The 23,712-nt window shown below is 74.6% G+C and carries 21 protein-coding genes; 11 read left to right on the forward strand and 10 right to left on the reverse strand.

From position 1 onward, the window contains the following. Nucleotides 1-17: 17 nt before the first annotated feature. From G5V58_RS22250 to G5V58_RS22280, 7 genes are all read left to right on the forward strand, one after another. Nucleotides 18-620: a TetR/AcrR family transcriptional regulator gene (locus G5V58_RS22250; RefSeq protein ID WP_165237367.1), complete on the forward strand. Its 603-nt coding sequence runs from the start codon at nucleotides 18-20 to the stop codon at nucleotides 618-620. After that, a complete protein-coding gene (locus G5V58_RS22255; RefSeq protein ID WP_165237369.1) occupies nucleotides 617-2,143 on the forward strand; it encodes a glycerol-3-phosphate dehydrogenase/oxidase in 1,527 nt (508 codons plus the stop codon). The genes G5V58_RS22250 and G5V58_RS22255 overlap by 4 nt, the downstream gene beginning before the upstream one ends. A gap of 85 nt (nucleotides 2,144-2,228) precedes the next feature. Next, nucleotides 2,229-3,290, forward strand: a complete 1,062-nt coding sequence (locus tag G5V58_RS22260) for a sigma-70 family RNA polymerase sigma factor (RefSeq protein WP_165237371.1) — start codon at nucleotides 2,229-2,231, stop codon at nucleotides 3,288-3,290. Nucleotides 3,291-3,426: 136 nt separating this feature from the next. Beyond that, nucleotides 3,427-4,149, forward strand: a complete 723-nt coding sequence (locus tag G5V58_RS22265) for a TIGR03086 family metal-binding protein (protein WP_165237373.1) — start codon at nucleotides 3,427-3,429, stop codon at nucleotides 4,147-4,149. Between the two features lie 9 nt (nucleotides 4,150-4,158). Then, nucleotides 4,159-5,133, forward strand: coding sequence for a helix-turn-helix transcriptional regulator (locus G5V58_RS22270; RefSeq protein ID WP_165237375.1), 975 nt, complete (start codon nucleotides 4,159-4,161; stop codon nucleotides 5,131-5,133). 185 nt (nucleotides 5,134-5,318) lie between these two features. Further along, on the forward strand, nucleotides 5,319-6,521 hold the full coding sequence (locus G5V58_RS22275; protein WP_230486855.1) for a low temperature requirement protein A: 1,203 nt from the start codon (nucleotides 5,319-5,321) through the stop codon (nucleotides 6,519-6,521). A 220-nt stretch (nucleotides 6,522-6,741) separates the two neighbouring features. Next, the gene (locus G5V58_RS22280) at nucleotides 6,742-7,560 is read left to right on the forward strand and encodes a helix-turn-helix transcriptional regulator (RefSeq protein ID WP_165237377.1); all 819 of its coding nucleotides are present in this window, start codon (nucleotides 6,742-6,744) and stop codon (nucleotides 7,558-7,560) included. A gap of 4 nt (nucleotides 7,561-7,564) precedes the next feature. Here G5V58_RS22280 and G5V58_RS22285 read toward each other — a convergent pair whose 3' ends face one another. From G5V58_RS22285 to G5V58_RS22300, 4 genes are all read right to left on the reverse strand, one after another. Beyond that, nucleotides 7,565-8,737: an MFS transporter gene (locus tag G5V58_RS22285; protein WP_165237379.1), complete on the reverse strand. Its 1,173-nt coding sequence runs from the start codon at nucleotides 8,735-8,737 to the stop codon at nucleotides 7,565-7,567. Nucleotides 8,738-8,844: 107 nt separating this feature from the next. Next, entirely contained in the window at nucleotides 8,845-10,140 is a 1,296-nt protein-coding gene (locus G5V58_RS22290; protein ID WP_230486856.1) for an MFS transporter, read from the reverse strand. A gap of 55 nt (nucleotides 10,141-10,195) precedes the next feature. Next, on the reverse strand, nucleotides 10,196-11,170 hold the full coding sequence (locus tag G5V58_RS22295; RefSeq protein ID WP_230486857.1) for a zinc-binding dehydrogenase: 975 nt from the start codon (nucleotides 11,168-11,170) through the stop codon (nucleotides 10,196-10,198). Continuing rightward, nucleotides 11,167-12,129 (reverse strand): DUF2332 domain-containing protein, encoded by a 963-nt coding sequence (locus G5V58_RS22300; RefSeq protein ID WP_165237381.1) that lies wholly within the window; start codon nucleotides 12,127-12,129, stop codon nucleotides 11,167-11,169. The genes G5V58_RS22295 and G5V58_RS22300 overlap by 4 nt, the downstream gene beginning before the upstream one ends. Nucleotides 12,130-12,170: 41 nt before the next feature. On the opposite strand from G5V58_RS22300, the gene G5V58_RS22305 reads away from it, so the two are divergent. Next, the gene (locus G5V58_RS22305; RefSeq protein ID WP_165237383.1) at nucleotides 12,171-12,677 is read left to right on the forward strand and encodes an NfeD family protein; all 507 of its coding nucleotides are present in this window, start codon (nucleotides 12,171-12,173) and stop codon (nucleotides 12,675-12,677) included. 48 nt (nucleotides 12,678-12,725) lie between these two features. Continuing rightward, entirely contained in the window at nucleotides 12,726-14,267 is a 1,542-nt protein-coding gene (locus G5V58_RS22310) for a flotillin family protein (protein WP_165237385.1), read from the forward strand. A gap of 106 nt (nucleotides 14,268-14,373) precedes the next feature. Here G5V58_RS22310 and G5V58_RS22315 read toward each other — a convergent pair whose 3' ends face one another. The 4 genes from G5V58_RS22315 to G5V58_RS22330 all read right to left on the reverse strand — a co-directional run bounded on the left by G5V58_RS22315 (nucleotide 14,374) and on the right by G5V58_RS22330 (nucleotide 19,453). Then, nucleotides 14,374-15,828 (reverse strand): NAD-dependent succinate-semialdehyde dehydrogenase, encoded by a 1,455-nt coding sequence (locus tag G5V58_RS22315; protein ID WP_165237387.1) that lies wholly within the window; start codon nucleotides 15,826-15,828, stop codon nucleotides 14,374-14,376. Nucleotides 15,829-15,986: 158 nt separating this feature from the next. Continuing rightward, nucleotides 15,987-17,900 (reverse strand): penicillin-binding transpeptidase domain-containing protein, encoded by a 1,914-nt coding sequence (locus G5V58_RS22320; protein ID WP_165237389.1) that lies wholly within the window; start codon nucleotides 17,898-17,900, stop codon nucleotides 15,987-15,989. 46 nt (nucleotides 17,901-17,946) lie between these two features. Beyond that, nucleotides 17,947-18,945, reverse strand: a complete 999-nt coding sequence (locus tag G5V58_RS22325; protein WP_165237391.1) for an SGNH/GDSL hydrolase family protein — start codon at nucleotides 18,943-18,945, stop codon at nucleotides 17,947-17,949. A gap of 58 nt (nucleotides 18,946-19,003) precedes the next feature. After that, on the reverse strand, nucleotides 19,004-19,453 hold the full coding sequence (locus G5V58_RS22330) for a MerR family transcriptional regulator (RefSeq protein ID WP_165237393.1): 450 nt from the start codon (nucleotides 19,451-19,453) through the stop codon (nucleotides 19,004-19,006). Between the two features lie 56 nt (nucleotides 19,454-19,509). Between G5V58_RS22330 and G5V58_RS22335 the strand changes: the two genes are divergently transcribed. Then, entirely contained in the window at nucleotides 19,510-20,412 is a 903-nt protein-coding gene (locus G5V58_RS22335; protein ID WP_165237395.1) for an NAD(P)/FAD-dependent oxidoreductase, read from the forward strand. Here G5V58_RS22335 and G5V58_RS22340 read toward each other — a convergent pair. Further along, the gene (locus G5V58_RS22340; RefSeq protein WP_165237397.1) at nucleotides 20,381-21,307 is read right to left on the reverse strand and encodes an SDR family oxidoreductase; all 927 of its coding nucleotides are present in this window, start codon (nucleotides 21,305-21,307) and stop codon (nucleotides 20,381-20,383) included. The two genes, G5V58_RS22335 and G5V58_RS22340, sit on opposite strands and share 32 nt — an antisense overlap. Nucleotides 21,308-21,392: 85 nt before the next feature. On the opposite strand from G5V58_RS22340, the gene G5V58_RS22345 reads away from it, so the two are divergent. Next, nucleotides 21,393-22,241: a helix-turn-helix transcriptional regulator gene (locus G5V58_RS22345; RefSeq protein WP_165237399.1), complete on the forward strand. Its 849-nt coding sequence runs from the start codon at nucleotides 21,393-21,395 to the stop codon at nucleotides 22,239-22,241. On the opposite strand, the gene G5V58_RS22350 is transcribed toward G5V58_RS22345, so the two are convergent. After that, nucleotides 22,207-23,697 carry an amino acid permease gene (locus tag G5V58_RS22350; protein ID WP_165237401.1) on the reverse strand — a complete coding sequence of 497 codons (1,491 nt, stop codon included), beginning with the start codon at nucleotides 23,695-23,697 and terminating at the stop codon, nucleotides 22,207-22,209. The genes G5V58_RS22345 and G5V58_RS22350 overlap by 35 nt on opposite strands. Between the last annotated feature and the right edge of the window lie 15 nt (nucleotides 23,698-23,712).

The raw sequence follows: 23,712 nt of genomic DNA on the forward strand, positions 1-23,712 counted from the left end.
GCGTTACACTGTGACACATGACGTCACTTCGTCACAACGCGGCCGAGGCCACGGCCGAGCGCGAGCCGCGCGACGCCTACCTCGACGCCGCCCGCGACTGCCTCCTCGACGTGGGGTGGCGGCGCACCACGCTGACCGAGGTGGCCCGCCGGGCCGGGGTCAGCCGGATGACCATCTACCGGACCTGGGCCGACATGCCCACCCTGCTGGCCGACCTGATGACCCGGGAGTGGGAGGGCGTGGTCACCGAGCAGGTCGTCGCGGCCGGCCCGGCGCTCGAGCGGGTGGTGGACGGCATCGTCGGCACGGTCCGCCAGCTGCGCCAGAACGAGCTGTTCGTGCGCATCGTCGAGCTCGACCCGGAGCTGATCCTGCCCTACCTGTTCAGCCGGCGCGGGCGCTCGCAGGACTTCATCCTGGCCCTCACCGCGGAGGCCGTGGCCCAGGGCCAGGCCGCCGGCGAGATCCGCGGCGGGGACCCCACGACCATCGCCCGCGGGCTGCTGCTGGCCGTGCACGGCTTCGTGCTCTCGGTGCACACCATGGTCGACGACACGGTGACCGAGGACGCGCTCGACGCCGAGCTCGCCACCCTGCTGACCCGGACGCTGCGGCCGTGACCGGCCACCGCATCACCGCCGGCCCGGCCGGCGTGCCGAACGAGGTCGACGTCGTGGTGATCGGTCTCGGCATCACCGGCGCCGGCGTGGCGCTGGACGCGGTGACCCGCGGCCTGTCCGTCCTGGCCGTCGACGCCCACGACCTGGCCTTCGGGACGTCGCGCTGGTCGTCCAAGCTCGTGCACGGCGGGCTGCGCTACCTCGCCTCGGGCCAGCTCGGCGTGGCCCACGAGAGCGCGGTCGAGCGGCACCTGCTCATGGAGGTCACCGCGCCGCACCTCACCCACGCCATGGCCACGCTCATCCCGCTCAACGACGCCGTCACCGCGCTGCAGTCCACGGTGATCCGCGGCGGGCTGCTCGGCGGCGACCTGCTGCGCCGGGCCGCGCACACCAGCCCGGACACCCTGCCCCGCCCGCGCCGGATCGGCACCGCCGAGGCGCTCGCCCTGGCCCCGCCGCTGCGCCGGGCCGGGCTGCGCGGGGCGCTGCTCGGCTGGGACGGCCAGCTGGAGGACGACGCCCGGCTGGTCACCACCGTGGCCCGCACCGCGGCCGCCCACGGCGCCCACGTCCGCACCCGCGCCCGGGTGCTGGCCGCGACCGGCACCGCGGTCACCCTGCGCGACGAGCTGACGGGGGGCACCGTCGTGGTGCGCGCTCGTGCCGTGGTCAACGCGACCGGCGTGTGGGCGGCCGACCTGGTCCACGAGATCCGGCTGCGTCCCAGCCGCGGCACCCACCTGGTGCTGCGCGAGGACTGCGTGTCGGGGCTGCGGGCGGCGGTGTTCGCGCCCGTGCCCGGCCAGACCAACCGCTTCGTGCTCGTGCTCCCCCAGCCCGACGGCACGGCGTACGTCGGACTCACCGACGAGCCCGCCGACGGCCCGGTGCCCGACGTGCCCCAGCCGACCGAGCCCGAGATCGGCTTCCTGCTCGACGTGGTGAGCGCCGCCTTCGAGCGGCCGCTGCACCGCGGTGACGTGGTCGGGGCGTACGCCGGGCTCCGCCCGCTCCTCGACGCCGGGCCCGGTGAGACCGCCGACCTCTCGCGCCAGCACGCCACCCTGGTCAGCCGCACCGGCGTCGTCACCACCGTGGGCGGCAAGCTCACGACGTACCGCCAGATGGCCGAGGACGCCGTCGACGCCGCCGTCGCGCACGCCGGGATCGACGCCGGCCCCTGCCGGACCCGCGCGTTGCCGCTGCTCGGCGCGGCCGACCGGATCACCCTCGCCGGGCTCGAGCAGCCGCGGCGCCTGGTCCGGCGCTTCGGCACCGACGCCGCGCTGGTCCTCGACACCGCGCGTTCGGTGACCGGGCTCGGAGACGAGGAGCTGCTGGCCCCAGGGGTGCAGGGCGTGACCCTGGCCGAGCTCGTCTTCGGCGTCACCCACGAGGGCGCGCACGACGTCGACGACCTGCTCGACCGCCGCACGCGGGTCGGTCTGGTGCCCGCCGACCGGGCGCGCGCCGTACCCCTCGCCGAGCGCGCCCTGGGTCTGGTCGTCGCGCACCGATGAGTCCTGCCCTCGACCGCGGTCGGTAGGTCCAGGCAGACTGACGAGCGCGAGGAGCAGGACGTTGACCACAGTGCAGGAGCGAGCGGTGACCACTGCCCAGGACGACCCCACGGCCGAGCTGGACGACTTCCCGACGCTGACCGAGCGCTACCAGCGCGAGCTGCTCGCGCACTGCTACCGGATGAGCGGGTCGGTGCACGAGGCCGAGGACCTGGTCCAGGAGACGTTCCTGCGGGCGTGGAAGGCGTCGGCCAACTTCCAGGGCCGCAGCTCGGTGCGCACCTGGCTCTACCGGATCGCCACCAACGTGTGCCTGACCAACCTGGAGAACAAGCCGCGCCGCCCGCTGCCCGCCGGGCTCGGCACCCCCGACCAGATGGCCGGCGACGCGCTCGAGGCCGACCACGAGGTGGCCTGGCTCGAGCCGATCCCCGACGCCGCCGTCGTGGTCGCCGAGCGCGACTCGATCCGGCTGGCCTTCGTCGCCGCCCTGCAGCACCTGCCGGCCAAGCAGCGGGCGGTGCTGATCCTGCGCGACGTGCTGCGCTGGTCGGCCGCGGAGGTGGCCGAGTCGCTCGACACCACCGTGGCCGCCGTCAACTCCGCGCTCCAGCGCGCCCACGCCCAGATGAACGACCGCGGCCTGACCGACGAGACCGTCGAGGACGGCCTGGATGACGGCCAGCGGGTGCTGCTCGACCGCTACGTCGACGCGTTCTGGCGCAAGGACATCGACGCGATCGTGCAGCTGCTGCGGGCCGAGGCCACGTGGGAGATGCCGCCGTTCACCGGGTGGTACCTCGGCAACGAGAACATCGGCCGCCTCATCGCCACGCAGTGTCCCGGCGGCATCAACGACATGCCGATGGTCGAGACCCGGGCCAACGGGCAACCGGCCTTCGGCCTCTACATGCGCAGCCCAGACGGCGGGTTCGAGCCCTTCCACCTCCAGGTCCTCGACATCCAGGACGGGAAGGTCGCCCACGTGGGGGCGTTCTTCGACCCGGCGCTGTTCGCCACCTTCGGGCTGCCCGCGCGGCTGCCCGCCGACTACCAGCCCGGTGACCCGGTGCCCGCCGACGCCGCCGTCGCCCGCGGGGACCACGTCCCCGCCGGCCACGAGGCGCACACCCCGAGCCTGTCGTGAGCAGGGCGGCGCGAGCGCCGCGCTCGGAGGCCGGCGTGGTCCTCAGCGTGCTCAGGGTGTGCGCCTCGCCAGGCGCCGGCTCGACGGCGGACCGGCTCCGTCCGCCGAGGGTCGGCAACGCCGCGGGGGGCGCGCCATGAGTGCGCCGAGCCCGCGCTGGTCTTCGAGCGCGGCGCTCGAGGGCGCCGTCGAGCTGCTGGAGCGGTCGCTCGCCTACACGCGCCTGGCGTTGGCCGACATCCGCCCCGAGCACCTGGGCGCGCCGACGCCGTGCGTGGGCTGGACGCTCGAGCGGCTGCTGGCGCACATGGAGGACGCCCTGGACGCCTTCGCCGAGGCGGCCGCGGGGCGGGTCCGGGTCGATCCGGTCCCGCCGACCGCGAGCCGGGTGGACGCGCTGCGGGAGAAGGCGTGCGCCCTGCTGGGGGCGTGGACCGCGGCGCGGCCGGCGGGCGAGGCGGAGGAGTACGTCGAGGTCGGTGACCTGGGGCTGGACGCGCCGCTGCTCGTGGTCACGGCCGCGCTGGAGATCGCGCTGCACGGCTGGGACGTCGGGCAGGCGACCGGCCACGGGCGGCGGATCCCGCCGGACCTCGCCGCGGGGCTCCTGGGCATCGCCGGAGCGGTCATCGACGCCCGGGACCGGGGGCCGCGGTTCGGCCCGCCGCACGCCGTGGATGCGACCGCGCCGGCCGACGTACGCCTGCTGGCGTGGGTCGGGCGTGGGCCGCGCGCAGTCCCGGTCTGGCCGTTCGGACAGGCCAGCGCTCCCCCGAACGGCCAGGACCCGGGCCAGCGGACTGAACCACCGCCGGGCAATCGGGAGGAACCGCGCACGCGCCGGGGGCTGGCTTCCTAGGCTCGTGCCATGGATGGGGTCCCCTCGCTCGACAGCGCCACCGAGCGCGTCCGCGCGGGCTCCCTGACCGAGGGGCTCGACGAGCTCCTGGCGCTGCACGCCACCCACGGCCCAGCCTCGTCCGAGCCGCTGCCGGACGTCGAGCTGGCCACCCTGCTGGGTGCGCTCATCGACTGCCGGCTGGCCCGCGGCGAGCTGTCCCACGCGGTCACCCACGGCGAGGAGCTGACCCCGCTCCTGTCCGGCACCGGGCTCGCGGCGGCGCTCGCGCACCACGCGCAGGGTGAGGTCGCCGCCGCGCTCGGGGACGCCGACGCCGCGGTCGCGCACTTCCTCACCGCCGGCCGGCTCGCCCCCGACGCCGGCCCCGACCAGCTGCCCTGGCGGGCCGGCGCCGCGCTCGCGCAGCTGCGCACCGGCCAGGCCAGGGAGGCCGCCGACCTGGCCCGCGAGCAGGTCGAGATCGCCCGCCGCTCCGGCTCGCCGTACGCCATGGCCGGCGCGCTGCGCACCCTGGCCGCGGTCGACGCCGGGCCGCACCGGGTCCAGCACCTGCTGCGCGCCCGCGCGGTCCTGGCGGGCACCACGGCCGAGCGGCTGTCCGCCCAGATCGACACCGACCTGGCCGGCTTCCTGCTGCTCACCCACGCCCCCGACGCCGAGGAGCGGGCCCTCGGCCTGCTCCGCGCCGCCGAGGAGCAGGCCGGGCGCCAGGAGCTCTGGCCGCTGCAGGGTCGCGTCCGCCGCCTGCTCGACCGGCTCGGCGAGCAGCCGCGCAAGGTGCAGACCGAGGCCATGGCCGCCCTCACCGTCTCCGAGCGCCGGGTCGCCCGGATGGCCGCCGACGGGCTGACCAACCGCCAGATCGCCCACGAGCTGGTGGTCACGGTCAAGGCGGTCGAGTGGCACCTCTCGCACGTCTACCGCAAGCTCGGCATCTCCTCGCGCTCCATGCTGGCCGCGACGCTCGGGGTGTCGGTCTAGGGTGCGTTGATCGACCCAGCGTGGATGGCAGCGTCGTCCAGGTGGTGCGATGACGGCGCCTCATACGCGAAGGCGGGCCGCTGGGCCCGTCGAGTCGGCTGTCGGGGTCGTCAGCGGGCCGCCTGGGCGGCGCTGACGCCGCGGTGGGTCGATCAACGCACCCCAGGTCGCACTAGCCTCGGCGCGTGTCCGAGGCGCTGACCCACTCGATCCGGCGAATGGCCGGGCGGGACCCGCGCGAGCACGGGCGGGCCTCGACGCCGCTCGAGCTCCTCTTCGACCTGACCTTCGTCATCGCCTTCGCGGCGGCGGCCGACGAGCTGGCGCACGCGCTGGCCTCCGACCACGTCTGGGAGGGCGTGGTGGCCTTCGCCTTCGCGACGTTCGCGGTGAGTTGGGCGTGGATCAACTTCTCGTGGTTCGCCTCGGCCTACGACACCGACGACTGGGCGTTCCGGCTCACCACCATGGTCCAGATGGTCGGCGTGCTGGTGCTGGCCCTCGGCGTGCCGCGGATGTTCGAGTCGGTGCTGGCGCACGAGCACCACCTCGACGTGCGCCTGCTGGTCGTCGGGTACGCCGTCATGCGGCTGCCGATGGTCCTGCAGTGGCTGCGGGCCGGGCGCCAGGACGCCGAGCACCGCTCGCTCTGCTCGACCATGGTGGCCACCCTCGCGGTCGCCGAGGTCGGCTGGCTGGCCATGGCCCTGGTCAACCCCTCGCTCACGGTGACCGTGGTCGCCGTGGTGGTCCTCATCGGCGTGGAGGTGTCCGGGCCGGTCGTGGCCGAGCGGCGCTACGGCGGCACGCCGTGGCACGGGCACCACATCGCGGAGCGCTACGGGCTGATGGTCATCATCACCCTCGGCGAGGGGCTGCTCGGGACGACCGCGGCCATCGGCGCCCTGGTCGCCGAGGGGTGGACGGTCGAGGTCGCGGTCCTCGGCCTGGCCGGCACCGCGGTGGTCTTCGGCGTCTGGTGGAGCTACTTCTCGGTGCCGTACGGCGATCTGCTCAACCGGCACCGCGAGCGCTCGTTCGGCTGGGGCTACGGCCACGTGGTGCTGTTCGGTGCGCTGGTGGCGCTGGGCGCCGGGCTGCACGCGGCGGCGTACCTGCTCGAGGACCACTCGGAGCTCGGCGCGACGGGCACCGTCCTCGCGGTGGCCGTCCCGCTGGCGGCGTACGTCCTCGTGCTGCACCTGCTCCACGGCGCCCTCACCCGCAGCGCGGACGCGCGCCGGCTCGGGGTGGTGGCGGCCAGCGCAGCGCTGGTCGTCGTCGCGGTGGTGCTGGCCGGGGCCGGGCTCGGCACCGTGTGGTGCCTGGCCGTGCTCGCCGTCGTGCCGTGGGTGACGGTGGTCGGGCAGGAGCGCGCGGCGGCCTAGGACCCGGCTCGAGTCCGGGACCGCGCTGGTCGAGGCCGTGGAGTGGCACCTGTCGCGCGTCCACCGCAAGCCCGGCAACTCCTCGCGGTCCGTGCTCGCCTCGACGCTCGGGGGGCCGTCCAGGCAGCACGACGCTGCGCGCGTGTCCGACGCGACGGGGAATGCCTCACCGCTCTGCACGCTTGCTCCCCACGTGGCCGAACCCCGCCAGCCCTGGTCGATGACGACGAGCCGAGTCGAGTCACTCGCGGCGGGGGCGACGTACGACGTCACCCGCGGACCGCACTGGGTGCTCGTCGTCGAGGGGGCGGCCGTGCTGCACGCCGGCGCGGCGCACCCACTGCTCCCCGGGGACGCGGTGCTGGTCTCGGCGCGGCAGGCGTTCACGCTCGTGGCCTGCTCCGACACCGAGCTGCACGTGACCGACCTCGCGGTCGGGGTGCCGACGCATCCGCTGCCGAGCGTGCTCGTCGTGACGGACTTCGCCACCCGGCACGACGGCATCACGGCCCTGGTGCGGTCGTGCCCGACGGTGGCGCAGTGCGGGCCGCCGCTGATGTCGTCGTCGTACGCCAACCTGGTCGGCGCCGCCATGACGGAGTCGTGGCTGGAGGACCAGGGCTTGCCCACCCGCGACGACCCGGCCTCCGACGCAGCCGTCGCGGCGGTCGTGGCCGCGGTGACCGCCAGCCCCGGCGAGGCGTGGAACGTCGACCGGATGGCGGGCCTCGTGCACCTGTCGCGCTCCGCGCTGGGCGACCGGTTCCGCCGCGAGCTGCGGCTGAGCCCGGCCGAGGTGCTGCGCGAGGCCCGCATGCAGGAGGCCCGCCGCCTGCTCCAGTCCGGCGACGCGCCGGTCGAGCAGGTGGCGCACGCCGTGGGCTACGGGTCGTCGGCGGCGTTCAGCCGGGCCTTCACCTCCCAGCACGGGGTCCCGCCGCAGGCCTGGCGGACCACCGCGGGCCGTCCTGGGCGGTCCGCGTCCGCCACCGCTGCGCGCCGTCTCGAGCTCGCGCGGGTCGGCCAGCGCGCCTCCTGAGACGCTAGGCCCGGGCGGCCCGCAGCACGCCGAAGGCGACCGCCGCGCTCGCGGCGAGAGCAGCACCGAGCGTCAGCGCGGCGGTGACACCGTGGGCGTCGACGAGCAGGCCCCCGGACGCGGCGCCCAGCGTGATGGCGACCTGGAAAGCAGTGACGTTGAGGGCCATCGCCGACTCGCCGTGGTCGGGCTCCACGCGGGTCACCCACAGCTGGGACGCGACCGGCATCGCGTTGAACGCGAAGCCCCACAGTGCGATCCCGACGGCCAGGACGGCGACGCCGCCGGCGGTCGCGGTGAGCAGGAGGGCGACGGCGAGCAGCAGCGGCGCGACGGTGACGACGGCGCGCAGGCGGGCGGCGTACCGGCCGGCGGTGAGGTTCCCGGCCAGGCCGCCGACGCCCCACAGCACCAGCATCCAGGTGGTGGCGCCGCTGTCGACCGCGTCGATGGCGAGCCGGATGAACGGGTACGCCGCGAAGTTGCCGAACGCGACCAGCATCACCGCGAGGATGCCGACCATCAGGTGCCGGTTGGCCAGGGCCCGGCGCATCATCGCGAACCCGGCGCCGGGACTCGCCGGCACCGACGGCATCGCTCGGGCCAGCCACAGCGCGCTGGCCAGGGCGAGGCCCGAAGCGATGAAGAAGACGGTCCGCCAGCCGACGGCGTCCCCGAGCAGCGAGCCGAGGGGCACCCCGACGATCGAGGCGACGGTGACGCCCAGCGAGACGGAGGTCGCCACGACGTGGTCGCGCCCCGGCGAGGCCGTCACGCCCGCGCCGAACGCGAAGGACCAGTAGCCGGCCAGCGCGGCCCCGAGCACGAGCCGGGCCACCAGCAGCAGCGCGAAGGACGGCGTGAGTGCGACGGCCAGGTTGGAGACGGCGGCCGCGACGAGCAGCCCGACCAGGACGGCCCGGCGATCGGCGCGCGGCAGCACCACCGCGATCGTGGGCGCGGTGATCGCCCCGGCGATCGCGGTCGCCGCGACGGCGAGGCCGGCGGTGCCCTCGCTGACGTCGAGGTCGGCGGCCAGGGCCGGCAGCACCCCGGCGGGCAGGAACTCGCTCGAGACGAGGATCGCGATGCCCGCGGTGAGCGCGAGGATCGCGGCGCTCGGTCTGCTGCCCGTCGTCGGCCCCACGGAGGGCGCGCGGTCGGAGGTGGTGGTCATGGCTCCAGCCTGCGGTCGTACCCGCGCCTGCGGTTGATCGTCTGGGGCGTGCGGTTGATCGTTCGACCGGCGTCGGCCAGCGACGAGGCGTCGAGAGCGGCTGCCGGCTAGGGCACCGGCTCGAGCGCAGGCTCCTCGTCGCGCAGCGGGTGGGCGAGCTCGTCCTGGGGCAGCCGGGCCAGGAAGACCGCGGCGACCGCGAAGACGAGCGGGGCCAGCCCCGCGATCGCGAAGGTGGCGGTGAGCCCGATCGTCTCGGAGACCGGACCGGCCAGGGCCATCGACACCGGCATCAGCGCGATGGAGACGAAGAAGTCGAGCGAGGCGACCCGGCCGAGCAGGTGCGGCGGCACCCGGCGCTGCAGCAGCGTGCCCCAGATGACCATCGGCCCGTCGAAGAGCACCCCGCACACGAACGCCGCCACGACCAGCTGCCACACGTCGGTGGCCAGCCCGAAGAAGAGCAGGGGCAGGCAGGCCAGCCCCCAGGTGAGGTTCATCCAGGTCAGGTAGCGCCGCGGCATCGGCAGCGAGGCCACCGTCATCGCCCCGACCGCCGCGCCGATGCCGAAGGCCGCCAGGACCAGGGCGTGGTCGCTGGCGCCGCCGCCGAGCTCGTCCTTGATGAGGAACGGGGTCAGCACCTCCAGCGGCCCCATCATCACCAGGATCATCAGCGAGGCGAACAGCAGCGTGGCCAGCAGCCACGGCGTGCGCACCATGTAGGCGAAGCCCTCGCGCACGTCGGCCACGGCCGACGCGACCGGACCCCGCCGCTCCTCCTCCGGGACCGCCTCGCGGCGCACCGGCGTGAGCGGGACCAGGGTCAGCGCGCACAGGCCCAGGACCGAGGCGCCCGCGGCGACGAGCACGGCCGCGCCGGGCGAGAACGCCCCGACCGCGGCGCCGGCCACGGCCGGGCCGATGGCCTGGCCCACCGTCGGGCGGACCGCACCCTCGAAGCCGTTGACCGCCTGGAGGTCGGACTCGGGCACCAGCGCCGGCAGCCACGCGGAGTACGCCGGGTAGTAGAACGCCATGCCCATCCCGGTCACGAACGAGACCGCGGCCAGGTGCCACAGCTGCGCGGTGTCGGTCAGCGACAGCACCGCCACCAGCGCCATGCCGGCCAGCTCGACCGAGGCCACGACCAGCAGGATCAGCTTCTGCGGCACCCGGTCGGCCACCACCCCGCCGAGCAGCGCCGGGAGGATCACGCCGACCGCGCTCGCCGTCGAGACGAAGGACAGCTGGGCCGGCCCACCGCCGATCCGGATGACCTCCCAGACCAGCCCCACCAGCCACACGCCGGAGGCGAACGTCGACAGGGTCAGCGCCACGGCCAGCCGGCGGTAGGCCGGGTGGCGGAACGGGCTCAGCGCCCGCGGCAGGCTCCTGCTCACGATCTCCTCCTCTCGCGTCGATCCTGCCAGTGCGGACCGACGGTCTCGACCGGATTCATCGGCGGACCAGGACCACCTTGCCCAGCGCGCGGCGGCCCTCGAGGTCGGCGTGGGCGCGGACGGCCCGGTCGAGGGGGTACGTCGAGACCAGCGGCCGCCACTCCCCCGCGGCGACCTTGGCCAGCGCCCTCCGCGCCAGTCCCGGCACGCCGCCGGGCACTGCGGCCATCCGCGGGCCGAGGGACCACCCGGCGCTGATGCCCCGCGCCACCAGGTCCTCGGTGGTGAGCGCCGTCGGGGCGCCGGCGGAGAAGCCGAACATGACCAGCCGGCCACCGGGTCGCAGCAGCTCCAGGGCCGTCCGGCCGACCGCTCCGCCCACGCCGTCGTAGACCAGGGTCACACCACCGTCGACCTGCTCGGCCCAGCCCGGCTCGGCGTAGTCGACGACCTGGTCCGCGACCAGCACCTGCGTCCGCGACCCCGAGGCGGCGGCGACCACGCGGGCGCCGGCGGCCCGGGCCGACTGCACGAGCAGCCAGCCCAGCCCACCCGCGGCGGACAGCACCAGGACCACGTCGTCGGGCCCCGGCGGCTCGAGGGTCACCACGCCGAGCGCGGTCCTCCCCGTGCCGACCGCCGCGACGGCGTCGGGGAAGGACACGTGGTCAGCGACCTCGAGGAGCGCGGCCTCGGCGGCCACCGCCTGCTCGGCGTACCCGCCCGGCACCTGACCGAGGTGCGCCACGACCCGCTTCCCCGGCCAGGCCCGGTCGGTGCCCGGACCGACGGCGTCCACGACACCGGCCACCTCCCGGCCCGGGACGGTGGGCAGCTCCGGCAGCGGGAGGGGTCCCGCCTCGCCGCGCCGGAGCGAGGTGTCGAGCAGGTGCACGCCGCTGGCCTCCACGGCGATCCGGACCTCGCCCGGCCCGGGCGTGAGGTCGGGCAGCTCGTCCAGGACGAGGTGCTCGGGCGGGCCGAAGGCGTGGAGCCGGATCGCGTGCACCCGCTCATCGAACGACTTCAAGCACAGTTGAGGTCAAGCCACGCGAGCTCGTGCCCGTGCCCCTGGGTGAAGCCGACGGCCCGGCCGTCCACGCTCAGCTGGAAGCGCAGCGGCGGCGCGTCCGGGTGGGCGAACGCCGGGAAGACCCCGGGCGCCTCGTTGCTGATCCAGGTGCAGGCCCCGTCGGCCACCAGCCCGGTCATCAGCGCCCGCATCCGCTCGCGGTCCTCCGGCGCGAGGTACACCGCGACCGCGCTGTGGAACACCACCACCGTGCCGTACGCCGACGCCTCGGCCACGAGCGCCGGCAGCTCGGTGAGCAGGTCGCCGGGCACCAGGTGCGGCGGGTCCTCGCGGGCCACGGCGACCGCGTGCCGCAACCGCTCGCGCCGCTCCTCCTGCTCGGGCCACACGAGCACCTCGAGCCAGGCCACGTCGTCGGGGTCGGTGACCGCGAGGGGGTGCAGGTCGATGCCGCCGCGCCACCGGACATCGGGCAGCGAGGTGGGCAGCGGCGCCGGGCCCGTGACCGCGCAGCGCAGTCGCGGCTCGGGCCCGAGGTCGTGCCCCGGCGTCCAGGAGTAGCCCCAGCGGTCCGGGAACAGGTTGAGCCCGGCCGAGGCGCCGACCTCGAGCAGGGCCAGCGGCCCTGTCGGGAACGCCGGCAGCAGGGTGGCCAGCCGGCCGACCTCGTTGGTCTGGGTCGCGCGTTCCAGCACCGTGGCGCGGATCCGCCCGTCGTCGGCCAGCAGCGCCGCCCGGAGCCCGGCGTACGGACCGGGCGCGGGTACGCCGTGCCAGCGGGCGGCGGCGAAGACCAGGTTCGGCTGCTTCTTGGTGCCGGGCAGCGAGGAGATCGAGGCGAGCACCTCGGGATCGGACGCGACGCCGAGGGCCCACTCGGCGAAGCACGGCGACTCGTCCCGAGCCTCGGCGGCGAAGCGGGTGTACTGGTCCACCACCGCGGCGTACGGCTCCACGGGGTTTCACGATGCCAGGGCGTGGCTAGGCTGCGCGCATCGTGACCACCTTCCTCGTCGTCGGCGCCCTGGGGCTGCTGCTCCTGCTCGTGAGCCTCGTGCTCGGCGACCTGCTGGACGGGGTCTTCGACGCGCTGACCGGCGACATCTTCTCCAGCGCGGTGCTGGGCGGGTTCATCGCGGCCTTCGGGTTCGCCGCCGCGGCGGTCCAGGGCGCGGGCGCGCCGGCGCTGCTCGGCGCGCTGGTCGGGGTCGGCGCGGGTGGGCTGGCCGCGTGGTTCACGGTCTGGCTGACCCGGCTGGTCCGCGACGGCAGCAGCGACGCCACCCTGTCGGCCGACGACGCGCTGGGCCGGTCGGGCCGGGTGATCGGACCCATCCCGGCCGAGGGTTACGGCACCGTGCGGCTGGCCATCGGCGGGCACACCGTCCAGCTCAACGCCCGCGCCGAGCAACCGCTCGCCCCCGGCACCGAGGTGCACGTGACCGAGATCCTCTCCCCCACCGCGGTGCGCGTCGCGCCGGTGTGGAACGAACTGACCGACTGACCCGTCCCAACGAGCCCACCCCAGAACCACCCGAATCTCGGAGGAACCATGCTCATCCCGATCGCCGGCCTCGTCGTGGTCGTCGTGCTGCTGGTGCTGCTCATCACCAGCCGCTACAAGGTCGCCGGCCCCAACCAGGCGTTCATCGTCACCGGCCGCAAGGGCAAGGCGGTGCTGAACCCGGAGACCGGGCAGCTGAGCACCGACCTGTCGGGGCAGAAGGTCGTGCTGGGCGGCGGGGTGTTCGTGATCCCGTTCGTGCAGAAGCTCGCGACCATGGACCTCTCCAGCCGTCGGATCTCGGTGCAGATCCGCGGGGCGGTGTCGGGCCAGGGCATCAAGCTGAACGTCGACGGCGTGGCCATCGTCAAGGTGGGCGGGAACGCCGACCAGATCCGGCTGGCGGCCCAGCGCTTCCTGTCGCAGCAGGAGGACGTCGAGCCGTTCACCCAGGAGGTGCTGGCCGGCGCGCTCCGCTCGATCATCGGCGGCCTGACCGTCGAGCAGATCATCCGCGACCGGGCGGCGTTCGCCCAGCGGGTGGCCGAGGAGTCCGAGACCTCGCTGACCGGCCAGGGGCTGATCCTCGACACCTTCCAGATCCAGGACGTCACCGACGACGGCTCCTACCTCGCCGACCTCGGTCGTCCCGAGGCCGCGCGGGTGGGCCAGGACGCCCGGATCGCCGAGGCCAACGCCCGGCAGGCGGCCGAGCAGGCGACCATCGCCGCCGAGCAGCAGATCGCCATCGCCCAGCGGACGCTGGCGCTCAAGCAGGCCGAGATCAAGGCCGAGACCGACGCGGCCGCCGCCCAGGCCGCCGCCGCCGGCCCGCTGGCCCAGGCCGACCGGGACCAGGCGATCCTCACCGAGCAGGAGAAGGTCGCCGTGCGCCAGGCCGCGCTGACCGAGCGCCAGCTGGAGACCCAGGTCCGCAAGCCGGCCGACGCCGCGCGCTACAAGGTCGAGCAGGAGGCCGAGGCGTCGCGCACGGCGGAGATCGCGGCCGCCGAGGCCCGCAAGGCCGCCACCATCGCGGCCGCCGAGGCCGACGCCGAGAAGGCCCGGCTCACCGGTGAGGCCGAGAAGGCGCGGCGCTCCGCGCTGGCCGAGGCCGAGGCGATCGAGGGCGCCAAGCGCGGTGAGGCCGAGAAGGCCCGGCGTACGGCGGAGGCGGACGCCACCCGCGCCGAGGGTGAGGCCACCGCGGCCGCAACCCTCGCGGTCGGCCAGGCCGAGGCCGAGGCGATGGACAAGCGCGCCGAGGCCTTCGCGCACTACAACGACGCGGCCGTGCTGCAGATGATGATCGAGGTGCTGCCCCAGATCGCCAAGGAGGTCGCCGCCCCGATCAGCGCGATCGACAACCTGACGGTGCTGTCCACCGACGGCGCCGGCGCGATCCCCCGCCAGGTCAACGACAACATCGTGCAGACGCTGTCGATGCTCAAGACCTCCACCGGCCTCGACCTCGAGGCCATGCTCAAGGGCGCGCTGGCCAAGGCCACCGACGGCAGCTCGCCCGAGCCCGCCGCCGCCGACGCGCCCAAGGCCGTGACCGCCAAGCCGGTGGAGGGCGGGCCGGCCTGAGCCCGGCCCCGGTCGGGATACCCGGGTACCCGGGTATCCCCACGCCGTTGGGCCGTTGCAACACCCCAACGCCGTCAGGAAAGGCCCAACGCCTCAGCCAAGAGCGTCAGAGCGCGAGCGCGACGTACGTCGTGTCGAGGTACTCCTCGATGCCCTCGAAGCCGCCCTCGCGACCGAAGCCGCTGGCCTTGACCCCGCCGAACGGCGCGGCGGGGTTGGAGACCAGCCCGGTGTTGACGCCGACCATGCCGAAGTCCAGGGCCTCGGCCAGCCGGATCGTGCGGCGCACGTCGTTGGTGTAGACGTAGGAGGAGAGGCCGTACTCGGTGTCGTTGGCCTGGGCCACGGCCTCCTCCTCGGTCTCGAACGTGGTGATCGGTGCGACCGGGCCGAAGATCTCCTCGCGGTTGATCTCGGCGTCCTGCGGCACGTCGACCAGGACCGTCGGCGGGTAGAAGAAGCCCGGGCCGCCGTGGGCCTGGCCGCCGACCACGACCGAGGCGCCGGCCTCGACGGCCCGGTCGACGAGACCGGTCACCGACTCGACGGCCTTCTCGTCGATCAGCGGCCCGACGTCGGTGCCGTCGTCCTGGCCCCGGCCGAGGGTGAGGGCGCCCATCCGGTCGGCCAGCTTCTTCGCGAACTCGTCGGCCACCGAGGCGTGCACCAGGAACCGGTTGGCGGCGGTGCAGGCCTCGCCCATGTTGCGCATCTTGGCCAGCATCGCGCCGTCGACCGCGGCGTCGACGTCGGCGTCGTCGAAGACCAGGAACGGCGCGTTCCCGCCGAGCTCCATGCTGACCCGCTGGAGCTGGTCGGCGGCCTGCTTGACCAGCTGCTTGCCGACGCCGGTGGAGCCGGTGAAGCTCACCTTGCGCAGCCGCGGGTCGGCCATGATCGCCGCGCTGACCTCGCCGGCGTGGGTGGTCGGGACGACGTTGAGCACGCCGTCGGGCAGCCCGGCCTCGGCGAACGTCGCGGCCAGGGCCAGCATCGTCAGCGGGGTCTGGGCCGCGGGCTTGACGATCATCGTGCAGCCGGCGGCGATGGCCGGGCCGATCTTGCGGGTGCCCATGGCCAGCGGGAAGTTCCACGGCGTGACGAACAGGCAGGGTCCGACGGGCTTCTTGATCGTCAACAGCCGCGACCCGCCGGCGGGGGCATTCATCCACCGGCCGTGGATGCGCACGGCCTCCTCGGAGAACCAGCGCAGGAACTCGTTGCCGTAGCCGACCTCGCCGGCCGCCTCCTTGACCGTCTTGCCCATCTCCAGGCTCATCAGCTGCGCGAAGTCGTCGGTGCGCGAGGCCACGAGCTCGAAGGCCCGGCGCAGGATCTCGCCGCGGTCGCGCGGGTTGGTGGCCGCCCAGTCGTCCTGCGCGGCCACCGCGGCCTCGAGGGCCCGCTGCCCGTCGGACACCGACCCGTCGGCCACCTGGCACAGCACCGAGCCGTCCGCGGGGTCGAGCACGTCGAAGGTCGCGCCGCCCTCGGCGTCGGTCCAGGCTCCCCCGACGAAGAGCCTGCGGTGGTCGTCAGCGAGGAGGTCGAGGCCGGTCATGAGGCCACTTTCTCACCGGCCGCCAACCCGTGACAGGTGGGCTCGGGGTGTGGTTCGCTGTCCCCCGTCGACTTCGGAGGGAGCACTGCGAACTCGGCACCCGGACCCCTCGTTGACCCCATGCAGCGGGGGGTCCGCTCCTCCCCGGCGACGCTCGCTCAGGCCTGACCGGCCGCCCGCAGGAACGCCTCCACGATCGGCCCGGCGGTGCCGCTGCCGGACGCACCCACGTCGACGTACACGCACACCGCGAGATCGCCCTGCGCGGCGATCATCCAGGCGTGGGTCTGCAGGTCGGCCCCGGTGCCGAACTCCGCGGTGCCGGTCTTGGCGATGACCGGCGGGCCGGGCACGTCGGCCAGGGCCCGGCCGCTGCCGTCGGTGACCACCGCGCGCAGCATCGAGCGCAGCGCCTTGGCCTCGCCCGCGGTGAGCGGCTGGGCGCCGTCGGGTGCGCTGACGTCGACGCCCTCGACCATCCGCGGCACGACCAGCGCGCCCTGCTGGATCGAGGCGATGACGGTGGCCATCACCATGGGCGAGGCCAGGATCGTGCCCTGCCCGATGAGCTGGGCGGCCGCGCCGGTGGCGCCGCTGGGGTCGGGGTCGGTCTTGCCGAAGTACGCCGGGAAGCCGAGGTCGTGGTCGAGCCCGATGCCCAGCGAGACGCCGGCGTCGAAGAGCCCGGTGCCCGACAGCTTCCCGGCCTGGGCGATGAAGGCGGTGTTGCAGGAGTTGGCCACCGCCTCGCGCAGGGGGATGTCGCCGAGCGCGCTGCTGGGGTAGTCGGAGTAGTTCTTGAACTCCTTGCCGTCCACCGTGATGGTCGGCGTGCAGGGCACGGTGGTCTGCGGCGTGAGCCCGGCGCGCAGGAGGGCCAGGCTGCTCACCGCCTTGAAGGTCGACCCGGGCGCGGCCTGGCCGAAGGTCGCGACGTTCTGCCCGCCGGTGCCGGGGCCGTTGGCCGCGGCCAGGATCTCGCCGGTGCTCGGCCGCACCGCCACGAGCGCGCTGGCCGGACCGACGCCGGCCAGGAGGTCCTCGGCCTCGGTCTGCAGGGCCACGTCGAGGGACAGCACGAGCGGGTCGCCGGGCGCGGCGTCGGTGCGGAACAGCTCGCGTGGGCTGCCCTGCGCGGGCACGGCCTGGACCAGGACGCCCGGGGTGCCGCGCAGGCGCTCGTCGTAGCGCGCCTCGAGACCGGAGAGCCCGGCGATGTCGCCGGGGTGGTACTCCGGGTGCTCGGCCACGATCTCCGCGGTCACCTCGCCGACCCGGCCGAGCAGGGGCGCCGCGAAGTCCTTGGTCGGGCCGAGCGGCAGCTGGGCCGCGATCACCCGGGCGCCGGGGATGGCCTCGACGCCGCTGCTCACCGCGGCGGGGAGCTCCTCCTGGCGGAAGGTGATGGCCTCGACGAAAGCCTGCGCCCCCGCGCCGGTGACGGCCTTGACGTAGGGCTTGGCGTCGACGCCGACCAGTTGGGCGAGGGCTCGCGCCGAGGCCGCCGGGTCGGCGCCGTCGAGCTGCGCCTTGTCGACGCCGACGCGGGCGACCGCGCGCTCGGTGATGAGGGGCTGCCCGCCGGCACCCAGGATGTCGCCGCGGTCGGCGAGCACCGACGAGGCGTCCAGCGCCTCGCCGTCCTGCAGGCTCGGCTCGACCACGCTCGGCGCCCACGCCACCTGCCAGGCGTCGCCGGCCAGCGTGAGGTCCACCGGCGCGTCGTACTCCCACGTGGCGACGCCCAGGTCCCAGGTCCAGTGCAGGGTGCCGGTGGCGGTCCCGCCGCCCGCGCCGACCTCGACCCCGGCGGTGTCGACGGTCCGGTCGTTGCCGTCGAGCTGGGCATCGATGGCGTCGTACGCCGCCTGCGCGGCCGTCGCGGTGTCGGGGGTGAGGGCGACCTTGGACAGGTCCTGGGCGGCCAGCCCGGAGGCCAGCAGGGTCAGTGCGTCCTGCGGGTCCGGACCCGCGGGCTGGTCCCCGCCGTCGTCGCCGCCGGAGCAGGCGGCGAGCGGCAGCAGGATCAACGTCGTCAGCGTGGCGGCGGCGGCCCGAGGTCGCGTCGTCATGCCGACCTTTGTACAGGCCGCCGCCCACCGCGCGCGGGACCGCGGGTCAGGTGTGGTTCGCGATCCAGCGCTCGAGCCGGATGCCGTGGGCCTGCGCCGCGGCCCGGACCTCCGGGCTGTGCAGGTCGGGCAGGCGGAACCGCTCCGGCTCGATGGTGCGGTCGGCCGCGGCGTGCTGCTGCTGCGCGGCCGCGAGGGCCGGACCCGAGGCCCGCGCGGCCTCCAGGAGCGCCGGCGTCGCCGCGAACCCGAAGCCGAGCCGGTCGCTCACCAGGGGCGCGTAGCCGTTCGCGTGGCCCGCGGCGTTCGGGTGATAACTGTCGTCGATCGGGTCCGAGAGCCCGTTGATCCACTCCGGCTCGTCGCAGACGGCGTGCCCGGTGAAGGCCCCGGTCGGGTCGGCGAAGGCGAAGCCCGCACCTCTCGCCGCCGCGCCGATCACCGCGTTGATCTGGTCGGCGGTCTGGTTCAGCCGCTCCTCCTCCGCGGGGGAGAACCAGGTCAGCGCGTTGCAGTCCTCGCCCATGAAGATCCGGGGGTAGCCCACGACCACCACGTCGGCCCCCGGGGCCAGGCTGCGGATCGAGGCGTAGAGCCCGCTCAGGCTGCCGGGCAGCGTCGAGGCGATGTAGGACTGGGCGCCGTCGATCGCGCCGTCGCAGTCGCTGGCCCATCCGGGGAGTGCGCACTCAGTGAGGACGTCGGCGAAGCCCGCATCGTTGCCGCCGATCGAGATCGTGACGTACGACGTGCTCGCGCTGAGCGCGCTCAGCTGGGTGTCGACCACGTCGGGGACGGTCGCCCCCGAGCAGGCCCGGAAGTCCAGAGCCCAGCCACGCGCGGCGGCGATCAGGCTGGGGTAGGCCAGCGACGAGCGCCAGCAGTCGTCGAGCTTCTCGCGCGTGCCGTTGCCCGCGGAGTAGGAGTCGCCGAGCGCGACGTAGGACTCGCCCGCGGCGTGGGCGGGCGGGGTCGCCGCGAGCGTGGTGCCGGCCGCCGCGGCCAGGGTGAGAGCGGCTCCGAGGAGCCGGTGGGACCAGGACATGGGGGCCTCCGAGACCGACCGCGGCCACCCCGATGTGGCCTGCGCCCGACCCAACCCCTCAGTGCGCGTGCTGTCCAGCGTGCGGGGAGGGGAAGGTTCCGCGCTGTCCCGTCACCAGGTCGTCGAGGATCGCGCTGAAGCGGGGGCAGGCGGCGATGTCGTGGGCCCGGCAGCGCAGGGCGTGCTCGGTCATGGCCCGCGATCGCACCATGTCGTCCATGCGTCGGTCCAGGTCGGCGAGGTGCGCCCCGAGGACCTCGTGGCGGCCGGGGGCGTCGGCGTCGAGCAGGACCAGGATCTGCTCCAGGCTCATCCCGGCCGCCTTGCTGCGCACCACGGTGGCCACCCGCACCACGTCGGCGTGGGTGTAGCGCCGGCGGCCCGCCGGGTCGCGCGCCGGGCGCAGCAGCCCCCTGTCCTCCCAGTGCCGCAGGACGTGCGTCTCGAGGCCGAACCGGGCCGCGGTGTCGCCGATCGACCAGTCGAGCTCGCGCGGGCTTGACTTCATGTTGACATGAAGTCACATCCTCGTGGTCGAGACAAGTCCGAGCCCGAGGAGCGCACATGACAGAGCACGAGCAGTACGACGCGGTGGTGGTCGGCGGGGGCCCGGCCGGCCTGCAGGCCACCCTGACCCTGGCCCGCGTGCACCGGCGGGTGCTGATGGTCGACTCCGGCCGCTACCGCAACGACCCGGCTGCGCACATGCACAACGTCGTCACCCACGACGGCACGCCGCCCGCGGAGTTCCGCCGGGCGGCCCGCGCCGACCTCGCGGCGTACGACACGGTGGCGGTGCGCGACGACGAGGTCACCTCGATCGCGCCCGACGGGGACGGCTTCGTCGTCGAGGTGGGCGGCGCGCAGGTGCGCGCCGGCGGGGTGGTGCTGGCGACCGGGGTGGTCGACACGCTCCCGGCCACGCCCGGGCTCGAGGCCCTGTGGGGCGGTGTGGTCGCGCACTGCCCGTTCTGCCACGGCCACGAGTTCGCCGGCGGCCACGTCGGCGTGCTGGGCACCGCGGGCGCAGGCCACCTGCCGCGGCTGGTGGGGCCGATCGCGTCGCGGGTCTCGGTCTTCACCGACGGCGCCGCACTCGAGGTCGAGCCGCCCGAGGGGGTCGCGGTGCGCACCGAGCCCGTCACCGGGGTGTGCGCGAGTCCGGTCGGGGCCCGGGTGTCGTTCGCGGACGGCCCGGACGAGGAGGTGGCCGGGCTGTTCGTCACCACCACGTTCGCCCAGCGCGCACCGTTCGCCGAGCAGCTCGGCCTGGAGCTGAACCCGTCCGGCTGCGTGCGGGTCGACGCCTTCGGTCGGACGTCCGTGCCGGGTGTGCACGCGGCCGGCGACATGGCGCACCTGCCCGACCTGCCGATGCCGATGGCGGCGGTCGTGACGGCGGCCGCGTCGGGTCAGGTCGCGGCCGCCGCGCTGGTCAACGCCCGGCTGGCGGCGCCGGCACGCTGAGCTCCCAGACCCGGGCGGCCTCGGCCTCGTCGCGCAGCGGGCGGTAGAGCCGCTGCTCGGCCGGCGCCCCGCCGACGTGGCCGGGGCCGCGCGGGCCGTACAGCCGCCCGCCCGCGTCAGGAGCGGTCGCGGCCAGCAGCGCGGGCAGGGCGGCCGAGTCCGGCGTACCGGCCAGGCCGATCCGCGACAGCAGCCGGATGACCCGCACGCTGGTGGTGTCGCGGGAGCGGCCGACCTCCGGCCGGGCGGCCAGCAGGCTCGTGGGAGCGACACCGGGGTGGCTCAGGGTGCTGGTGACGCCCCAGCCGCCCGCGCGGCTGCGCCGGTCCAGCTCCAACCCGAACAGCCCCATCGCGATCTTGGACTGTCGGTAGGAGCGCATCGCGTCGTAGGACCGCTCGGCGTCCAGGTCGTCCCAGACGATCTGGCCGCTCGCGGCGGCCACGCTGACCTGGGAGACCACGCGCGCCCGGCTCTCGCGCAGCAGCGGCAGCAGGTGGTGGACCAGCGCGGCGTGCCCGAGGTGGTTGGTGCCCCACTGGAGCTCGTGGCCGTCGGCGGTGGTCTGGCGCTGGGGCGGGCTCATCACGCCGGCGTTGTTCACCAGCAGGTGCAGCGGCTCGCCTTCCGCGACGAGCGTCTCGCCGAGCGCGGCGACCGAGGCGAGCGAGGACAGGTCGAGGTCGCGCAGCGAGACCCGCGCGCCCGGCACCTCGCGGCGTACGCCGGCCAGGGCCGCCTCGCCCTTGGTCCGGTTGCGGACCGGCAGCACCACCTCGGCGCCGGCCGCGGCCAGCCGGGTCACCAGGCGCAGGCCGAGGCCGTCGCTGCCTCCGGTGACGACGGCGCGGGTCCGGCTCAGGTCGGGCAGGGACAGGTCGGGTGTGCGGCTCATGCCTCGAGCCTGCGCCGACGCGAGGACCGCATCCAGGGATCGTCGATCCGTGGATGGGCGCGGCGGCGCCGGGTAGGAAGGACCCGTGATCGACCGGACCGGCCTGGCGGAGTTCCTGCGGCTGCGCCGGACCGCGCTGCAGCCCGAGGACGTCGGACTGCCCCGTGGCGCCCGCCGCCGCACCCGCGGCCTGCGCCGCGAGGAGGTGGCCGCGCTCTGCCACATGTCGACCGACTACTACAGCCGCCTGGAGCAGGAGCGCGGACCACAGCCGTCGGAGCAGATGCTCGCCGCGATCGCCCAGGGGCTGCACCTCTCGCTGGCCGAGCGCGACCACCTGTTCCGGCTGGCCGGCCACCAGCCGCCCGTGCGAGGCACCGTCGGCGAGCACATCAGCCCGGGGCTGCTGCGGATCTTCGACCGGCTGGTCGACACTCCCGCCGAGATCGTCACCGAGCTCGGCGAGGTGCTGCGCCAGACCCCGCTCGGGGTCGCGCTCACCGGTGACACCGCCTCGCTCCCCGGGCCGGCCCGGAGCATCGGCTACCGGTGGTTCACCGACGTCGACACCCGGGCGCTCCACCACCCCGACGACCACGCGTTCCTCTCCCGGGTGTTCGCCTCCGGGCTGCGCGCGATCGCGGCCGAGCGCGGCCCGCGCTCGCGCGCCGCGCACCTGGCCGAGCTGCTGCTCGAGCAGAGCGAGGAGTTCCGCACGCTGTGGGCGACGCACGAGGTCGGCCTGCGACCGCAGGGGCTGAAGCGCTACGTGCACCCCGAGCTCGGCCGCCTCGACCTGCACTGCCAGGTCCTGGTCGACCCCGAGCAGGGCCACTCGCTGCTCGTCTACACCGCCGATCCGGGCAGCGAGAGCCACGAGAAGCTCAAGCTCCTCTCCGTCATCGGGACGCAGCGGCTCCCTCAGCCTGGCTGACCCGGCTGTGGCGCCGGCCGTAGGCGAAGTAGACGACGAAGCCGATCGCCATCCAGATCAGGAAGCGGGTCCAGGTCTCGCCCTTGAGGTTGAGCATCAGGTACAGGCACATGACGACCGCGAGCGTGGCCACGACCGGCGCGATCGGCGTGCGGAAGGCCCGCGGCAGGTCGGGGCGGGTCCGGCGCAGGATGACCACGCCGATGCTGACCAGGATGAAGGCGAAGAGGGTGCCGATGTTCACCAGGTCGGCCAGCGTGGTGAGGTCGACGAAGCCGGCGATGGCGGCGACGACGACGCCGGTGATCAGCGTGATGCGGTACGGCGTGCCGAAGGTCGGGTGCACCTTGCTCAGCCCGCGCGGGAGCAGCCCGTCACGGCCCATGGCGAAGGCCACGCGGGTCTGGCCGAGCATGAGGATCATGGCCACGACGACCAGGCCGATGCAGGCACCGACGGAGATGAGGTCGCCCATCCAGTCCACGCCGACGGCCTTGAAGGCGGTGGCCAGCGGGGCGGCGTCGTCGGGGTCGATGTCCTCATACGGCTGGAGCCCGGTGACGACGAGGCTGACGGCGGCGTACAGCAGGGTGACGACGGCCAGCGAGCCGAGGATGCCGATCGGCACGTCCTTCTGCGGGTTCTTGGCCTCCTCGGCCGTGGTGGCCACGATGTCGAAGCCGATGAAGGCGAAGAACACGATCGCCGCGCCCGCGACCACGCCGCCGATGCCGTAGACCGCGGGCTCGATGCCGAGCAGCGTGGTGATGAGCGGGGTCTGCGCGAAGCCGCCGCCGCCGTCGGGGACCGGCTTGGACTCAGGGATGAACGGCGTCCAGTTCGACGGCGTGACCTTGGCGAAGCCGACCACGATGACCGCCGCGACGACGGCCAGCTTGATGGCCACGACCACCTGGTTGATCCGGCTGGAGAACTTGGTGCCGCGCACCAGCAGGCCCATGACCACGAGCGCGATGACGACGGCCGGCAGGTCGATGAAGCCGTCCGAGGCCGAGCTGATCGAGGCCGGCAGCTCGAACGGGGTGCCGTCCAGCAGCGACTGGAGGTAGCCCGAGAAGCTGACCGACAGGGCGGCCGCTCCGATGGTGAACTCCAGGACCAGGTCCCAGCCGATGATCCAGGCGACGAGCTCGCCCAGCGTGGCGTAGGAGAACGTGTAGGCGCTGCCGGCGACCGGGACGGTCGAGGCGAACTCGGCGTAGCAGAGCCCGGCCAGCCCGCACGCGACCGCGGCGATGACGAAGCTCAGCGCCAGCGCCGGGCCGGAGTTGCTGGCCGCGACGGTGCCGGTCAGCACGAAGATGCCGGCGCCGATGATCACGCCGACGCCGAAGACGGTGAGGTCGAGCGCCCCGAGGTCCTTGCGGAGCTTGGTCTCCGGGTCGTCGGTGTCCTCGATGGACTGCTCGATCGACTTCGTGCGGAACAGGCTCATCTGGACTTGTTACCC

Origin of the sequence: Nocardioides anomalus (assembly GCF_011046535.1) — a bacterium.
Lineage (GTDB): Bacteria > Actinomycetota > Actinomycetes > Propionibacteriales > Nocardioidaceae > Nocardioides > Nocardioides anomalus.

Bases quoted from the DNA above. Each gene is read 5' to 3' on its own strand.
- G5V58_RS22250 (WP_165237367.1), top strand. From the start codon at position 18: ATGACGTCACTTCGTCACAACGCGGCCGAGGCCACGGCCGAGCGCGAG.
- G5V58_RS22265 (WP_165237373.1), top strand. From the start codon at position 3,427: ATGAGTGCGCCGAGCCCGCGCTGGTCTTCGAGCGCGGCGCTCGAGGGC.
- G5V58_RS22270 (WP_165237375.1), top strand. From the start codon at position 4,159: ATGGATGGGGTCCCCTCGCTCGACAGCGCCACCGAGCGCGTCCGCGCG.
- G5V58_RS22280 (WP_165237377.1), top strand. From the start codon at position 6,742: ATGACGACGAGCCGAGTCGAGTCACTCGCGGCGGGGGCGACGTACGAC.
- G5V58_RS22285 (WP_165237379.1), bottom strand. From the start codon at position 8,737: ATGACCACCACCTCCGACCGCGCGCCCTCCGTGGGGCCGACGACGGGC.
- G5V58_RS22310 (WP_165237385.1), top strand. From the start codon at position 12,726: ATGCTCATCCCGATCGCCGGCCTCGTCGTGGTCGTCGTGCTGCTGGTG.
- G5V58_RS22315 (WP_165237387.1), bottom strand. From the start codon at position 15,828: ATGACCGGCCTCGACCTCCTCGCTGACGACCACCGCAGGCTCTTCGTC.
- G5V58_RS22320 (WP_165237389.1), bottom strand. From the start codon at position 17,900: ATGACGACGCGACCTCGGGCCGCCGCCGCCACGCTGACGACGTTGATC.
- G5V58_RS22325 (WP_165237391.1), bottom strand. From the start codon at position 18,945: ATGTCCTGGTCCCACCGGCTCCTCGGAGCCGCTCTCACCCTGGCCGCG.
- G5V58_RS22330 (WP_165237393.1), bottom strand. From the start codon at position 19,453: ATGAAGTCAAGCCCGCGCGAGCTCGACTGGTCGATCGGCGACACCGCG.
- G5V58_RS22335 (WP_165237395.1), top strand. From the start codon at position 19,510: ATGACAGAGCACGAGCAGTACGACGCGGTGGTGGTCGGCGGGGGCCCG.
- G5V58_RS22340 (WP_165237397.1), bottom strand. From the start codon at position 21,307: ATGAGCCGCACACCCGACCTGTCCCTGCCCGACCTGAGCCGGACCCGC.
- G5V58_RS22350 (WP_165237401.1), bottom strand. From the start codon at position 23,697: ATGAGCCTGTTCCGCACGAAGTCGATCGAGCAGTCCATCGAGGACACC.